The 15,458-nt window shown below is 69.0% G+C and carries 11 protein-coding genes and 1 tRNA gene; 7 read left to right on the forward strand and 5 right to left on the reverse strand.

The window, feature by feature from the left end; genetic code table 11:
- Nucleotides 1–3: 3 nt before the first annotated feature.
- The 4 genes from TFC3_RS30925 (at nucleotide 4) to TFC3_RS30940 (ending at nucleotide 7,220) form a co-directional block, all read left to right on the forward strand.
- A complete protein-coding gene (locus TFC3_RS30925) occupies nucleotides 4–1,656 on the forward strand; it encodes a S8 family serine peptidase (RefSeq protein ID WP_067509060.1) in 1,653 nt (550 codons plus the stop codon).
- A gap of 88 nt (nucleotides 1,657–1,744) precedes the next feature.
- Nucleotides 1,745–3,160, forward strand: a complete 1,416-nt coding sequence (gene cysS / locus TFC3_RS30930) for a cysteine--tRNA ligase (RefSeq protein ID WP_067509062.1) — start codon at nucleotides 1,745–1,747, stop codon at nucleotides 3,158–3,160.
- The gene (gene rlmB, locus TFC3_RS30935) at nucleotides 3,160–4,275 is read left to right on the forward strand and encodes a 23S rRNA (guanosine(2251)-2'-O)-methyltransferase RlmB (protein WP_067509064.1); all 1,116 of its coding nucleotides are present in this window, start codon (nucleotides 3,160–3,162) and stop codon (nucleotides 4,273–4,275) included. Before cysS ends, rlmB begins: the two co-directional genes overlap by 1 nt.
- 47 nt (nucleotides 4,276–4,322) lie before the next feature.
- Nucleotides 4,323–7,220: an Hsp70 family protein gene (locus tag TFC3_RS30940; protein WP_067509066.1), complete on the forward strand. Its 2,898-nt coding sequence runs from the start codon at nucleotides 4,323–4,325 to the stop codon at nucleotides 7,218–7,220.
- A 58-nt stretch (nucleotides 7,221–7,278) separates the two neighbouring features.
- Here the strand turns inward: TFC3_RS30940 and TFC3_RS30945 are convergent, their stop codons facing one another.
- Entirely contained in the window at nucleotides 7,279–8,364 is a 1,086-nt protein-coding gene (locus tag TFC3_RS30945; RefSeq protein WP_067509068.1) for an ABC transporter ATP-binding protein, read from the reverse strand.
- A 179-nt stretch (nucleotides 8,365–8,543) separates the two neighbouring features.
- On the opposite strand from TFC3_RS30945, the gene TFC3_RS30950 reads away from it, so the two are divergent.
- Nucleotides 8,544–8,620 (forward strand) — tRNA-Thr (locus TFC3_RS30950).
- 199 nt (nucleotides 8,621–8,819) lie between these two features.
- On the opposite strand, the gene TFC3_RS30955 is transcribed toward TFC3_RS30950, so the two are convergent.
- On the reverse strand, nucleotides 8,820–9,905 hold the full coding sequence (locus tag TFC3_RS30955) for an OmpA family protein (RefSeq protein ID WP_067509070.1): 1,086 nt from the start codon (nucleotides 9,903–9,905) through the stop codon (nucleotides 8,820–8,822).
- Between TFC3_RS30955 and TFC3_RS30960 the strand changes: the two genes are divergently transcribed.
- Nucleotides 9,880–10,365, forward strand: a complete 486-nt coding sequence (locus TFC3_RS30960; RefSeq protein WP_161952705.1) for an OmpA family protein — start codon at nucleotides 9,880–9,882, stop codon at nucleotides 10,363–10,365. The genes TFC3_RS30955 and TFC3_RS30960 overlap by 26 nt on opposite strands.
- Nucleotides 10,366–10,526: 161 nt before the next feature.
- Here TFC3_RS30960 and TFC3_RS30965 read toward each other — a convergent pair whose 3' ends face one another.
- From TFC3_RS30965 to TFC3_RS30975, 3 genes are all read right to left on the reverse strand, one after another.
- Nucleotides 10,527–12,194 (reverse strand): fumarate hydratase, encoded by a 1,668-nt coding sequence (locus TFC3_RS30965; RefSeq protein ID WP_067509894.1) that lies wholly within the window; start codon nucleotides 12,192–12,194, stop codon nucleotides 10,527–10,529.
- Nucleotides 12,195–12,252: 58 nt separating this feature from the next.
- On the reverse strand, nucleotides 12,253–13,572 hold the full coding sequence (locus TFC3_RS30970; protein WP_067509073.1) for a PQQ-binding-like beta-propeller repeat protein: 1,320 nt from the start codon (nucleotides 13,570–13,572) through the stop codon (nucleotides 12,253–12,255).
- Between the two features lie 61 nt (nucleotides 13,573–13,633).
- Nucleotides 13,634–14,113 carry an Lrp/AsnC family transcriptional regulator gene (locus TFC3_RS30975; RefSeq protein ID WP_153040547.1) on the reverse strand — a complete coding sequence of 160 codons (480 nt, stop codon included), beginning with the start codon at nucleotides 14,111–14,113 and terminating at the stop codon, nucleotides 13,634–13,636.
- A gap of 88 nt (nucleotides 14,114–14,201) precedes the next feature.
- On the opposite strand from TFC3_RS30975, the gene hppD reads away from it, so the two are divergent.
- The gene (gene hppD / locus TFC3_RS30980) at nucleotides 14,202–15,356 is read left to right on the forward strand and encodes a 4-hydroxyphenylpyruvate dioxygenase (protein ID WP_067509077.1); all 1,155 of its coding nucleotides are present in this window, start codon (nucleotides 14,202–14,204) and stop codon (nucleotides 15,354–15,356) included.
- Nucleotides 15,357–15,458: the final 102 nt, after the last annotated feature.

Below are 15,458 nucleotides of genomic sequence, written 5' to 3' on the forward strand. Positions count from 1 at the left end.
AGGATGAAGAGACGCCTCACGGCCGGGGCCGTCGCCACCGCGACGGGACTTGCCCTCCTCACCGGCCTGCCGAGCACGCCGGCCAGCGCTGCACCGTCCACCGAGACCACTGAGTACACCGTCGTCGCCGACGACGGTGTCTCCGCCACCGAGGCCATTGCCGCGATCACCGCCGCCGGCGGCACGGTGGTCAGTAGCAACGCCGCGGTCGGCACCTACCGGGTTTCGTCGGCTGCGGCCGACTTCAAGACCAAGGCGGCCGCGTCGGGGGCGCTCATCGGTGCGGCCGCGCGCAAGCCCATCGGGTACGCCCCCAAACCGGCCCCGCTGGAGAAGCCGATCACCGAGGGCCGGGGCGGCAAGCCGTCCGGCGGGGTCAGCAAGGCTGACACCCTCGACGACAAGCTGTGGGGCCTCAAGATGGTCAAGGCCGACAAGGCCCGCGCCAAGGAGAAGGGCGACCGCGGGGTCACCGTGGGCGTGCTCGACACCGGGCTGGACGCCAGCAACCCGGACCTCGCCCCCAACTTCAGCACCAAGCTGTCGCGCAACTTCGCCCCGGACATCGTCGACATCGACGGGCCGTGCGAGGCCGAGGGCTGCGTCGACGCGGTCGGCACCGACGACGGCGGGCACGGCACCCACGTGGCCGGCACGATCGCCGCGGCGGCCAACGGCACCGGCGTCTCCGGCGTCGCCCCGAACGTGACGCTGGTCGAACTCAAGGGGGGCCAGGACTCCGGCTACTTCTTCCTCGACCCGGTCGTGAACGCGCTGACCTACGCCGCCGACGCCGGCATCGACGTGGTCAACATGTCGTTCTACATCGACCCGTGGCTCTACAACTGCAAGGCCAACCCGGCCGACGCCCCCGAGGCCCAGGCCGAGCAGCGGGCCATCATCGCCGGGGTCAACCGGGCGCTGAACTACGCCCACGCCCGCGGGGTCACGCTGGTCGCGGCGGCGGGCAACCAGGCCGACAACCTGAACGACCCGCAGGAGGACAGCAGCAGCCCGGACTACGGCACCGACCCGTACGACCGGCCGATCGACAACAAGACCTGCGTCTCGCTGCCGACCGAGGGCCCGCACGTGATCGCGGTGTCGTCGGTGGGCCCGTCGACGGCCAAGGCGGTCTACTCCAACTACGGCACCGAGCAGATCTCGGTGGCGGCGCCGGGGGGCTTCACCCGGGACTTCTTCGGCACCCCGCAGTACAACCAGACCGCTAACAACATCCTGTCGTCGTACCCGCTGAAGGTCCTGCAGGAGTCGGGCCGGGTGGACGCTGACGGCAACCCGACGGTCAGCACGGTGTTCAAGGACTGCACGGCGCGCGGAAAGTGCGGCTATTACACGTACCTCGCCGGCACTTCCATGGCCTCGCCGCACGCGGCCGGGGTCGCGGCCCTGATCATCAGCAAGTACGGGCATCGCGATTTCTGGCGCGGTGGGCTGACGATGAACCCCGGCCTGGTCCAGGCCCGGCTGCTGAGCACCGCGCAGAAGACCGCTTGCCCGACGCCACGGCTGCGCAGCTATGCCCAGGAGGGTTACGGCCCGGAATTCGACGCGTACTGCGCCGGCTCCAAGTCGTTCAACAGCTTCTACGGCCACGGCATCGTCGACGCCTACAAGGCGGTCGGCGGCCGGTAGCGGCCTGTGGATAACTCTGTGGATTGCCGCTTCGCCCGTCGCTCGGGCGGGGCGGCAATTCCGTTGGGGCGGTCGGTACCCTTGTACGGTGACGCTGAGGCTGCATGACACCGCGACCCGATCCGTCCGCGACTTCGTCCCGAAGACGCCCGGACACATCGGCATCTACGTGTGTGGCCTCACCGTGCAGTCCGTGGCGCACATCGGGCACCTGCGCAGCGGCGTCAACTACGACATGCTGCGGCGCTGGCTGACGCACTCCGGCTTCGAGGTCACGTTCATCCGCAACGTCACCGACGTGGACGACAAGATCCTGGTCAAGTCGGTGCAGAGCGGGCAGCCGTTCTGGTCCATCGCGTATGCCAACAAACTGGTGCTCGACGCCGACTACCGGGCGCTCAACGTGCTGCCACCGACGTACGAACCGCTGGCCACCGCGCACATCCCGGAGATGCACGAGTTGATCGCCGAGCTGATCACCCGGGGCAACGCCTACGAGTCGGCCACGGGCAACGGCGACGTCTACTTCGACGTGCCCAGCTACCCCGATTACGGCCGGCTGTCCGGGCAGAAGCTCGACGACATGCTCCCGGCCGGCGACGCCCCGGAACGCGACAAGCACCACGCCGCGGACTTTGCGTTGTGGAAGGGCATCAAGGCCGACGAACCGGCCGACGCCTCGTGGCCCTCACCGTGGGGCCGGGGCCGCCCGGGCTGGCACATCGAATGCTCCGCGATGGCCCGGCGCTACCTGGGCGCCGAGTTCGACATCCACGGCGGCGGGCTCGACCTGACGTTCCCGCACCACGAGAACGAGATCGCCCAGTCGCACGCGGCCGGGCTGCCGTTCGCCCGCTACTGGGTGCACAACGCGCTGCTCAACCTCGGCGAGGCCAAGATGAGCAAGTCGCTGGGCAACGTCATCGACGTCGAGGCCGTACGCGGGATGGGCATCCGCCCGGTGGAGCTGCGCTACTACCTGGGCGCGCCGCACTACCGCTCGCGCATCGACTACTCCGACGAAGCGCTGCGCGAGGCGGCGACGGCGTACAAGCGGATCGAAGGGTTTGTGCAGCGCGCCGTCGAAGTTGTCGGCCCCGGCCGGCCCAAGCAGGTGCCGCCCGCCTTCGCCGCAGCGCTCAACGACGACTTCAACACCTCGGCGGCGCTGGCCGTCGTGCACGACACGATCCGCGAGGGCAACAGCGCCCTCGCAGCAACCGACGAGACCGGGGTACGAGCAGCGCTCACCGAGGTGCGTGCCATGCTCGGGGTGCTCGGCCTCGACCCCCTCGACGACGCCTGGGGCGGCGGTGACACCGGCAGCGAGCTCAAGCCGGTCGTCGACTCGCTGGTCAAGCTCGCGCTGGAGCAGCGCGCGCAGGCCCGGGCACGCAAGGACTGGTCGGCGGCCGACTCGGTCCGCGATCAGCTCAAGAACGCGGGTATTCAGGTGGAGGACACTCCGACCGGGCCGCGCTGGACGGTAGGAGAGCAGCACTGATGCCGGGAAACTCCCGTAACGCAAGCAAGCGCGCCACCTCGAAGAAGGGTGCCGCGGCCGGTTCCGGCGGCAAGAACCGCGGGGCGTTGAAGGGCCGGGGCAAGACCCTGCCCGCCGACGAGCGCCCCTGGCACAAGGGCTACTCCGGCACCGAGAAGCTGCCCGACAAGACCGCCCGCAAGCAGGACAAGGAACGCCGCGCGGCGGCCGCCGAGGGACGGGCGCCCAAGATTGGCCTTCCCGGCTCCAAGGACACCACGTGGGGCCGCGGCGGTGGCCGGGCCACCGGACGCCCGGCCCAGCAGCGTGGGGCCCGGATGCAGAGCCGGGGCCCGCGTGTCGCCCCGGGCCGCCGGTCCAACCCGACAAAGGAAGGCCCCGAGCTGCTGCTCGGCCGCAACCCCGTGGTCGAGGCCCTGCGGGCCCTGATCCCGGCCACCGCGCTGTACGTGGCCCAGGGCATCGACATCGACGACCGGATCACCGAGATCGTGCGCACGGCCGGCGACCGCGGCATCCCGGTGCTGGAGATCAGCCGGCTCGAGCTCGACCGGATGACCGGCGGCGTGCTCCACCAGGGCGTCGGCCTGCAGGTCCCGCCGTTCGCCTACGAGAACTTCGACGACCTGGTAGCCGCCTCGCTGGAGCAGACCGCCCCACTGCTGGTTGCGCTGGACGGCGTCACCGACCCGAGAAACCTGGGCGCGGTGATCCGCTCGGTGGCCGCGTTCGGCGCCCACGGCGTCTTCATCACCGAACGCCGCGCAGCCGGCATCACCGCGACGGCCTGGCGCACCAGCGCTGGTGCGGCCGCCCGCGTACCGGTCTCGCAGGTCGTCAACCTGACCCGCGCGATCAAGATGGCCCAGCAGGCCGGGTTCACCGCGATCGGCTTGGACGCGGACGGCGAAACCGACCTCTACCAGCTCGAAGCCGCGGTCGGTCCGCTGCTCGTGGTGGTCGGCTCGGAGGGCCGCGGCCTGTCCCGCCTGGTCGGCGAGACCTGCGACTTGCGCGTCAGCATCCCGATGGCCTCCACCGTGGAGTCGCTCAACGCCAGCGTCGCAGCCGCGGTAACCCTCGCCGAGGTCAGCCGCCGCCGCAGGTACAGCTGAGTCACCGGCTCGTGACGGGACAGCACCTGGTAGTACCGTCACGAGCCATGCTCGGTGTTGACCTGGGAACCTCCCACACGGTCGCCATGCTGCGCCGCCCCGACGGACGGGTCCGCCCGCTCCTGTTCGACGGCCAGCCGCTGCTGCCCTCAGCCGTATACCTGGACACCACCGGCCGCCTGCACGTGGGCCGGGACGCCATCCGCCTGGGCTACGCCGAACCGGGCCGCCTGGAACTGCACCCCAAACGCCACATCGACGCCGCGACGGTGCTGCTGGGAACCGCCGAGGTGCCGGTGGCTGACCTGTTCGCGGCGCTGCTGGGGGCGGTGGCCCGGGAAGCGGTGGCAACGGTCGGCCACCTCCCGCCGGCGGTGGTGACCTATCCGGCGGCTTGGGGCGCGCAGCGGCAGGCGGTGCTGGCGGAGTCGCTGGTCCGCGCGGGATGGCCGCCCGCGACAGTGGTCCGGCGAGCCGGGCCTTCGGGGGCGGCTGGGCTTTCTGGGGCGGCTGGGTCTCGGATGGTGGTTGAACCGGTGGCGGCTGCGCGGTACTTCGTTGAGGTGCTGCGGCGGCCCGTACCGGTGGGTGCGGCCGTCGCGGTGTTCGACTTCGGCGGCGGCACGCTGGACATTGCCGTGGTGCGCAACGTCGCGGCCGGCGAGGATGGGCGTGGGCGGTTCGAGGTCGCTGCCTCGGGTGGCCTGGACGATCTCGGCGGGCTCGATTTGGACGCGGCGCTCGCCGACCATCTCGGGGGCACGCTGCGCCAGCAGGAACCCGGCGCCTGGGCCACCCTGCAGGAGCCGGTCACGCTCGCCCAATGGCGCGCCCGTCGCCGCTTCTGGGACGACGTGCGAGGGGCCAAAGAGATGCTTTCGCGTACGGCCGAAGCCCCCGTTCCCGTCCCCGGCGTCGAAACCGCGCTGAGCCTGACCCGCACCGAACTGGAGCTGGTGACGGCCCCGCTGATCCGGCGCGGGGTGGCCGAGGCGGAGACCATCATCAAGGCGGCCGGCCTGACCCCGGCCGAGCTGGCGGGGTTGTTCCTGGTCGGCGGCTCCTCCCGGGTTCCCCTGGTAGCCCGGCTCCTGCACAGCGAACTGGGCATCGCCCCCGCGGTGCTCGAACAGCCGGAGTTCCCGGTGGCCGAGGGCGCCATCCGAAGCGCCAGCGAACCCTCGGACACCGAGCCGGTCGACGTGGCAGCAGCTCCCGTCGCACCAATCTCCGACACGCTGGCCACCACGCCCACACCGCCGCAGCCTCCCGCCGCCGCGGCACCGGCCTCCTCCGCCGAGTTACTTTCGCAGCGCCCCGCCGCGGCACCGCCGCAGCCCTCCGCCGCTGAGGCGCCGCAGGAGCAGGTCATGACGAGGGCCGAGGCGCCGCGAGACACCGTGGATGCGGCCGCGCCTACGGTTCCGGCGGTTCCGAACGGCCATCAAGCGGCCCCGGCCCAGGAGAGCCCGGATTACCCCGAACCTGTTGACCCTTGGGCAACCGGGGAGGCCGCTGCTTTCGCGGGAATGGCACCTTCCCATTCCAGCGTGCCGGCGGCGTCGTGGCTGGCGTCACAACAAGAAGCCGGTGAACCACCGAAATCGGCGCCGCTGTGGACGTACCGGAAAATGGTTGCTGCTATTTCCGTTCTGGTGGTTCTGGGGGTGGGCACCGGACTTGCGGTTTGGCTTTGGCCGCGGAGTTCGGCGTTGGACTACCGGCCGTTGAGTCAGCCTGTTCGGGTTGCTCCGGTCAGTGCGGTTGGGTCGGCGTTTTCGGCGGCGGTGATGCGGGACGGGCGGGCCTACTTCGCGAGTGCCGACGAGAATGGTCAATTGGGCGTGGTGGCTGCTGAGGCTGGGAGCGGAAAGGTTGTCTGGCGCAGCACCGAGGCGGGCACTTCCGAGCGGTGGGAGCAGCTCTTCACGACGCCGGATGCCGTGATTGCGATTACCGCAAACGATTATGCGACAAGCGACCGGCGAATGGTGTTGCTCAACCTCAAGGACGGTCACAAGCTGTGGGAGCGGCGCGTCGCTGACGATGACAGCCTGCTCTTTGCCGGCGACACCGTCGTGCTTGTCAATCGCACCGAGAACAGGTTGCTGGGATTGCGGGTCCGGGAACAGGGAAAGACCGGATGGGAAAGCAAAACCCCGGCTTCCGAGTACGGCCTCAGCACCACAAAAGTCGTCGCAGTGTCCACCCCCGCCGACTTCGAGACCGCAACTGCGAAAGCGGAAGATGGCCGCCTTGTGCAGATTGGCGTGGACCGGTCCGCCCGGGTCATCGACGCAGGGTCGGGCAAAGTGCTCGCCGGGCCGCGACCCAACGTTGCCGACCCGGGCGACGAAGTCATCGCGCACGACGGGCGGCTGGTGGTGGCCGAAGCCGGCGACGCGCACCGGCTGCTGGCCTACGACCTGGGCAAAATGGGCGAACCCCGGGTGCTGCTGACCCCGCCGGATACGAACACCCGGTTCAGCAAGCTCACCCCCTGCGGCACCGACCGGATGTGCGCCGTGCAGGAGACCGGGTACGACCACAAGACCGCGCAGGTGATTGCCGTCAGCACCGCGAAGGGTGGCGAGGTGTGGCACCGCGGTGTGGCCCAGGTCGAGTCGCTCATCCCGGTGGGCGAGACCGTGCTCGCGGCGCAGGACTCCTCACCCGGGCAGGTGACGTTGCTGGGCGACGACGGCACGGTCCTGTGGACCCGGGCCGGGGTGGCGAACCGCATCGATGCCGGCAACCTGCTGATCTTCTCCAAGGCGCTGACCACGTCCCCGGACGATCCCGGGCTCACCGGTGATCATGTCGGCGACGACCCGGTGCCGCTGGGCTCGCTGGTCGACGTCCGATCCGCGACCTGCGCCTGGGACACCAAGAACCTGGCCTGCGTGGCCGAGAAGGACTTCGTCCTGCAGACCTTCAGCAAATAGCTTCAGCGAACAGCAAAAAGGCGGCCCGGTCAGGGCCGCCTTTCCTGCCGGTACGGGATCAGATGCGGTCGCCGCTGGTCGCGTTGAACAGGTGAACCTGCTCGGGCTGCGGCTTGATGAACACGGTCTCGCCCATGCTCGGCATCGTGCGCCGGTCGGTGCGAACCACGAAACGCTCCGAGCCACCGTCGAGGGCCGCGTGGCCGTAGACGTTGGCGTCCGAGCCGAGGTCCTCGACCAGGTCGACGACGATCGGCAGACCACCAGCGGTCGGCGCAACCAGGTCGGTCGACTCGGGACGGAAGCCCACCGTCACCTTGCTACCGCCGGTCCGGGCCGCCTCGGCCTGCTCGCGCGTCAGCGGCACGGCCAGCGGACCGAAGTCGGCGCCCGCCTCGGTCAGCGCCACGGTCTTGATGTTCATGGCCGGCGAGCCGATGAAGCCGGCGACGAAGACGTTGCCGGGGGTGTCGTACAGCGCCCGCGGGGTGTCGCACTGCTGCAGGTTGCCGTCGAGCATGACCGCGACCCGGTGGCCCATCGTCATGGCCTCGACCTGGTCGTGCGTCACGTACACGGTGGTGATGCCCAGCTTGGCCTGCAGCGTGGCGATCTGCGAGCGGGTCTGCACGCGCAGCTTGGCGTCGAGGTTCGACAGCGGCTCGTCCATGAGGAACACCTGCGGCTCACGCACGATCGCGCGACCCATGGCGACACGCTGACGCTGACCACCGGAGAGCGCCTTCGGCTTGCGCGACAGGTACTCGTCGAGCTGCAGCAGCTGGGCGGCTTCCTTGACCCGGCGGTCGATCTCCGACTTCGGCGTCTTGCGCAGCTTCAGCGCGAACGCCATGTTCTCATAAACCGACATGTGCGGGTACAGAGCGTAGTTCTGGAACACCATCGCGATGTCGCGGGACTTGGGCGGCAGGTTGGTGACGTCCTTGCCCTCGATCAGGATGCGGCCGCGGTCGACGTCCTCCAGCCCGGCGAGCATGCGCAGGCTGGTCGACTTGCCACAACCGGAGGGGCCGACCAGGACGAGGAACTCGCCGTCGCCAATCTCCAGGTTGAGCTCGTTGACGGCGGGGCGGTCCGAACCGGGGTAGACCCGGGAAGCCTTGTCATAGGTCACGGTAGCCATGAAGCTGTTACTTCCTTTCCACCGGCAGGAACGTGCCGGACGATCCGAGTGGGAGGAATACACGTGCGGCAGACCACACGCCTCGCTACCGTAAAGCCTTTCTCATGTTCTGCCAAGGTCACGATCATGGCGTAACCATTTCGACCCGCTCCGGGGCCACCCGGTATGCTGGGCCAGCCGCCCCTGTAGCTCAGTTGGCCAGAGCACCTGTCTTGTAAACAGGATGTCGTCGGTTCGATTCCGACCGGGGGCTCCACTGACCCTCACCTGCGGTCCCATAGCGCTTGTCGCGTCCCCGCTTCCGGTCCTCCTGACCCGCGCACGGGCGCGGCGGAGGCCTGGCCAGAGCAGCGTGCCGACGGCTGACCACCCAGGACAACGGGTGAAGGCATCCGAAGCGACAATCATGGCCGCCCCCCGGATGGGAGACGGCCATGATCGCTGGGCGGCTGGTGCTAGTAACGGACGGTGATGTCGACTCGGCGGTTGCGGGCCATGCCGGCGGGCGTCTTGTTGCTGGCGGACGGGTTGGTCTCGCCCCTGGTGATCACGTACGTGCGAATACCGGACCGGGCAGCCAGGGCAGCGCAGACTGCCCGCGCCCGGCGCTTACCGAGGGCCCGGCTGGCGGCCGCACTGCCCCGGTCATCGGTGTGTCCGACGCAGGTGATGAACCGAACCCCGGCCAGGCTGCTCCGCACAGTAGCCAGGTACCGGCGCTGCGGCGCGCTGATCGCCGAGGAGGCGGTGGCGAAATACACCGCTCGCGCCGCTGCGAACGAGTTCAGCACGAGCCGGGTACGACTGCTGGCCCGCAATGTCTTTCCGCCACCGGTCGGCACCGTCGTGACCGCCGCCGCGACCGGATAGCCGCCGAGCCGTGCGGCCATGGCCCGGCCGAGCGGGTTCAGCTTTGCCGTGACGACCGCCCGGCGGCTGGCCACGGTGGTCACGGCCCGGCCGGTGCCGAGCATGACCCGCTTGCCGGACACAGTGCTCCACAACACCAGCGTGTGCCGGCCCCGGACCGGCGAGGAGAACGACACCACCACGGGCACCGTTGCTCGCGCCGGGGCCTCCCGGGTCACTGTCAGCTTGGACACCCTGACCGTGACCGAGCCGGTGGATGGGGCCGGGCCGGGTGTTTCGCCGCCGCCGGTCACCACTGCCGTATACGTACCGTCGACGACAGTGCCGATCAAGTCGGTGATGCGGTACTTGACGGCGGTGGCCGTACCCCGGAAGCCGGTGACCGGGACGAAGGTGATCACGCCGGTCGTGGCGTCCAGGGCGTACGTGCCCTGCCGGGTGACCAGGACGGTCGTGGCCGGGTTGCCCTGCGCGTCCAGCAGCGTGATGGCGCCACCGGACGGCACCGGCAGGACTGTCTTGTTGGTGTTGGCGCCGATGACGCAGGAGGTGTCGGAGGCCGATGTGGTAGTGCACGAGCCCTCACCGGGTGAGGCGTAGGCGGTATAGCCGCTGACGGCTCCGGCGGCAGGTGCCCACGAAACGGTGATCGAAGAGGTACCCGCTCGCACGGTGGGTGCCGTCGCTGGGGTGCTGGGAGCCGTCACGGCCGGCGGCGACGCCGTCCGGGTGATCGCGGTCGGCGCCCAGGGCACCCTTGCCGAGCCGGTCGCCGCCCGCATCACCTCGCCCGGCGCCATCAATCGGCTACTCGCCGTGGTGTACCTCCCCGTCAGCGACTTCTCCCTCGACACCAACGCCCGCCGAGTGCTCGGCACCGTCGCCCTCCAGGCACGCACGTACGGTTTCGGCACCGCCCTCATGGTCGGGCACACCGACGCCGACGGCACCGCCAGCTCGAACACCACCCTTTCCCAACGCCGCGCCGCTCAGGTCGCCGCCTACTTCCGGCGCACCTACACCGGCCTCCGCGCCACCCACACCGGGCGCGGCGAAACCGAACCCGTACGCCCCAACACCACCGAGCGCAACAAGGCCGTCAACCGCCGCGTCGAGATCTACATCGGCTAACCGCATCTTGATCGGTGGAATTTCTCATCCGACAGCAAACCCGCGCAAAGCTAAGTGCTCGGAGGCGGCAATGAGCGCTGGCCCCCCGTGTGTTGCCCCTCGCAAGCCGGACGAAGGTCCGCGACGGACAGTTCGTTGGCGAGGTGGGCGAAGCCGGTGGGTCAGCGGCGGCCGATGCCAAGGACGGGCTTGGTCACCTCAGCGAAGAAGTCGTTGCCTTTGTCGTCTACGACGATGAAGGCCGGGAAGTCTTCCACCTCGATGCGCCAGACTGCTTCCATGCCCAGCTCCGGGTACTCCAGCACCTCCACGTGCCGGATGCAGTCCTGGGCCAGCCGGGCCGCTGGGCCGCCGATGGAGCCCAGGTAGAAGCCTCCGTACGTCTGGCAGGCCCGGGTTACCTGGCCCGACCGGTTGCCTTTGGCCAGCATGACCAGCGAGCCGCCGGCGGCCTGGAACTTTTCGACGTACGCGTCCATCCGGCCGGCTGTGGTAGGGCCGAAGGATCCCGATGCGTAGCCCTCGGGGGTCTTGGCCGGGCCGGCGTAGTAGACCGCGTGGTCGCGCAGGTATTGCGGCATGGGTTCGCCGGCGTCGAGGCGTTCGGCGATTTTGGCGTGGGCGATGTCGCGGGCCACCACCAGGGGACCGGTCAGGGAGAGGCGGGTCTTGACCGGGTACTTGGCTAGTTCGGCGCGGATTTCGTCCATCGGGCGGCGCAGGTCGACGCGGATTACCTCGTCGGTCTGCAAACCTTCGTCGGTGACGTCGGGCAAGAAGCGGGCCGGGTCCGGTTCGAGGCGTTCCAGCCAGACGCCGGACGGGGTGATCTTGGCCAGGGCCTGGCGGTCGGCGGAGCAGGAGACCGCGATGGCCACCGGGCAGGAGGCGCCGTGGCGGGGCAGGCGGATCACCCGGACGTCGTGGCAGAAATAGCGGCCGCCGAACTGGGCGCCGATGCCGAAGTCGCGGGTCAGCTCGAGAACGGCCGCCTCCAGCTCGACGTCGCGGAAGCCGTGGCCGGTCATCGAGCCGGCGCGGGGCAGATTGTCCAGGTACTTGGCGCTGGCCAGCTTGGCGGTCTTGAGGGCATGCTCCGCACTCGTGCCACCGATGACGACCGCCAGGTGGTACGGCGGACAGGCGGACGTACCAATCAGCCGCAGTTTTTCGTCCAGGAACTCCATCATGCGCGCGGGATTCAGCAGCGCCTTGGTTTCCTGGTAAAGGTACGACTTGTTGGCCGAGCCGCCGCCCTTGGCCATGAACAGGAACTTGTAGGCATCCGGCTGACCGCCCGGGTCCTCGGCGTACAGCTCGATCTGGGCCGGCAGATTGGATCCGGTGTTGCGCTCGTCCCACATGGTCAGCGGGGCCAGTTGCGAGTAGCGCAGGTTGAGCCGGGTGTAGGCCTCATACACCCCGCGGGCGATCGCTTGCTCGTCGTTGCCGTCGGTCAGGACGTGCCGGCCGCGCTTGCCCATCACGATCGCGGTGCCGGTGTCCTGGCACATCGGCAGCACGCCGCCGGCCGCGATGTTGGCGTTGCGCAGCAGGTCGAGCGCCACGAACCGGTCGTTTGGCGAGGCCTTCGGGTCGTCGATGATGGACCGCAGCTGGGCGAGGTGGGCAGGGCGCAGGAAGTGCGCGATGTCGTGCATGGCCTCGGCGGTGAGGAGCGTCAGCACCTCGGGCTCGACGGTCAGGAACCGCCGGCCGCCGGGCCCCTCGACCACGTCCACGCCCTCATCCGCAAGCAGCCGGTACTCGGTCGTGTCGTCGCCGGTGGGCAACAGAGGCGAGTACGAGAAAGCGGCGGCTCTGCTCATGACGGGCAAGCCTAGGCCAGCCCCGGCCGGGCAGGCGAATCACCGGGTGCGGTTTTGCTCACCGGGCGGCAGCGGAACCGAACCGCAGGTAAGCCATGTCACGTCCGGAGACCAGGATCAGACCGCTCGGGCCGGCCGCGTACACCTTCGCGTCGGTGCGGGCTTCGGTCAGAACACCGCCGGTGCGCGGGCTCACAGCAATGACGCGAGCAGGCTTTTCATCGGCAACAACCGCTGCATACGGAGTGAGCGCAGCGGTCGCGCCGGAGTTGACCCCGCGCCGCCAGGCAACCGAGCCCCGCCCGAACGACCGAGCGGTGATCGTCTTCTTGTCGACACTTCGTATCAGGGCGTAGGAATTGTTCACCGCGAGCACGCTCTGCCCCTTGTCGCCCTTCCACAGGGTGCGTCCGTCATGTGCGGCGATCAGTTCCTCCTTGCCGTACGGATCCACTCCCAGCACAACGTCGGAGCCCCCGGCCGGGTCCTTCTCCTGTTTGCAGTGCGACCCGTTGTCAGCGGTGCGCAGGTTCAGGCCCTCGCGCTGCCACACCGCCTGCCCATTGGGTGGATCGTGCGCGGTCACGCTGTAGTAGCAGGTGCCGTCGCGCGCGTCGCCGGTCACGGTCAGCACCCGGCTGCCAACAACCGTCACCCGCTGGTCCGAACCCGGTGTGCGAGTCTGCGTGACCTGCCCCTGCGCGGTGTCGATGATCTGGATCTTTCCGTCGCCGGGCAGTCCGATCAGGTCAGGCAACGGCTGCGGCCCGCCGGCATGCTGGTCAACGCGGTCGCTGCCAAGCGGCTGGGTGTCGGGCAGGTCGGGGTTCGAGGCGTTGAGCACAAACCCGATCCCGCCCGTGCCGACCGTCCACAACGGCTTGCTCCCCCGCGGATCCCACGCGCTGAGCTCGCATTCGCCGGCCTTCGGACACCGAAGATCAAGAATGGCATCGGCGTACGTCCACACTGCCGTCGCTGCCGTGTCCTTACGCCGCACCGCCCCCGTCGCCGGGTCGAGCACCTCGTAACCCTTGGTGAGCAGCCGCCCGACCACCACCACGGCGTCGTCATCGCTGCCGGCCACCCCGGCCCAATCCGCATCCGACTTCCACAGCTTCACCCCGGCCGCCGTCCCGTACGCCTCCACCGAGGTCCGGTACTCGACCACCACAGAGCCACCGGTGATCGTGATGCTCTTCGGGGACCCACCGATCGCGGTCTGCCACGCGGCCACGCCCTCGGCGATCGGGTCGCTCTGCGTCACCCAGGACCAGACCCGCGGCCACGGGTTCCAGACGCCGGTGGTGGCCAGCACCACCAGGGTGATGACGCCAGCCAGCGCCCACCCACGCGCAGTCGGACCCCCACCAGCCACGCGCCCACGGTAACGAGATCACCGGGCGGACAGAACAGCCCGATAAGCCCGTGTCGCTGTGTTAAGTCCCACTCGCCGCCCGGACCAGGGGCATCGTCCGGTAAGCGATCTGCTCGGCGAGCGCAATGATCGTGGAGGCCCGCACGATGCCCTCGTACCCGACGATCTGGTCGATGACGCGCTGCAGGTCGGCGTTGTTGCGCGCCACAATCCGGCACATCAGGTCGCCACTGCCGGTGATCGTATGTGCCTCCAAGACCTCGGGAATGTCAGCGAGATGCGCAGTCACCGCGCCGTGGCCGTACCGTTGCGAAATCTCCAACGTCACAAAGCTCATCACTTCGAAACCGATGGCAGCCGGTGCGATCTGCGGGTTTCGAATGGCGCCGCGAGCCAGGAGTTTGTCCAGCCGCGATTGCACGGTCCCGCGGGCGACCGCAAGGCGCCGCGACATTTCGAGTACGCCCACGCGTGGCTCGTCATCGAGCAGCGCGAGGATCCTGCCGTCGAGAGCATCCAGGTGAACATCCTGTACAGCCATAGTGCCCATGGACTCTACCGAATGCGCAGACTGACCAGCCGAAAATCGGACTGTTGCCCAGTGCTGTGACCTGGGACAACCTCTAGCAATGACGCAGGTTCAGGAACACGCCACGATCACCGACGACGTCTTCCCCGTGAAAGGCGTCGACTACCTCCAGTTCCTCGTGGGCAACGCCAAGCAGGCGGCCCACTACTACTCGACCGCGTTCGGGATGACCTGTGTGGCCTATCGCGGCCCCGAACTCGGCTACCGCGACCACGCCGAATACGTGCTGGTCAGCGGCAACGCCCGCTTCCTGATCACCGGCGCGGTGCATGCCGGCGCCGAGGGCAGCGACCACGTGGCCAAGCACAGCGACGGCATCCGCGACATCGCCCTGCACGTCCCCGACGTCGACAAGGCCTTCGCCCACGCCGTGTCCGCCGGCGCGCGCCCGGTCACCGAGCCGCACGACATCAGCGACGACCACGGCACCGTCCGCGTCGCCGCCATCGCCTCGTACGGGGACACGCTGCACACGCTGATCGACCGCTCGCGCTATCAAGGGCCGTTCCTGCCCGGCTTCGTGACCCGGGGACCCATCGTCGACCGGCAACCCGCGATCGACGCCGGCCTGCAGCCCAAGCGGTACTTCCAGGCCGTGGACCACGTGGTCGGCAACGTCGAACTCGGCAAGATGGACGAGTGGGTGGAGTTCTACCGGCGTGTCATGGGCTTCACCAACATGGCCGAGTTCATCGGTGACGACATCGCCACTGACTATTCGGCCCTGATGAGCAAGGTCGTCGCGGATGGCTCGCGCAAGGTGAAGTTCCCGCTCAACGAGCCGGCCGTGTCCCAGCGCAAATCCCAGATCGATGAGTACCTGGAGTTCTACGGCGGCCCCGGCGCCCAGCACGTGGCCGTGGCAACCAACGACATCCTGGCCAGCGTCGACGCCATGCGCGCGGCCGGCCTCGAATTCCTGGACACCCCCGACTCGTACTACGACGACCCGTCGCTGCGGGCCAGAATCGGCCAGGTCCGGGTGCCGATCGAGGAACTGAAGAAGCGCTCGATCCTGGTGGACCGCGACGAAGACGGCTACCTCCTGCAGATCTTCACCAAGCCCGTCCAGGACCGCCCGACGGTGTTTTTCGAGCTGATCGAACGCCACGGGTCGCTGGGGTTCGGCAAGGGCAACTTCAAGGCCCTGTTCGAAGCCATCGAGCGGGAACAAGAGCTACGCGGAAACCTGTAACACTGTCTGACGTGACCGCAGCAAACAACGACGCCCCAGACAGGGGCCCGCCGAGCCCCGAGCGTGACTTGGGGGCGCCTGGGGGTGGGCTTGGCTCGGGTG

The sequence above is a fragment of the Actinoplanes sp. TFC3 genome (genome assembly GCF_001553785.1).
GTDB lineage: Bacteria > Actinomycetota > Actinomycetes > Mycobacteriales > Micromonosporaceae > Actinoplanes.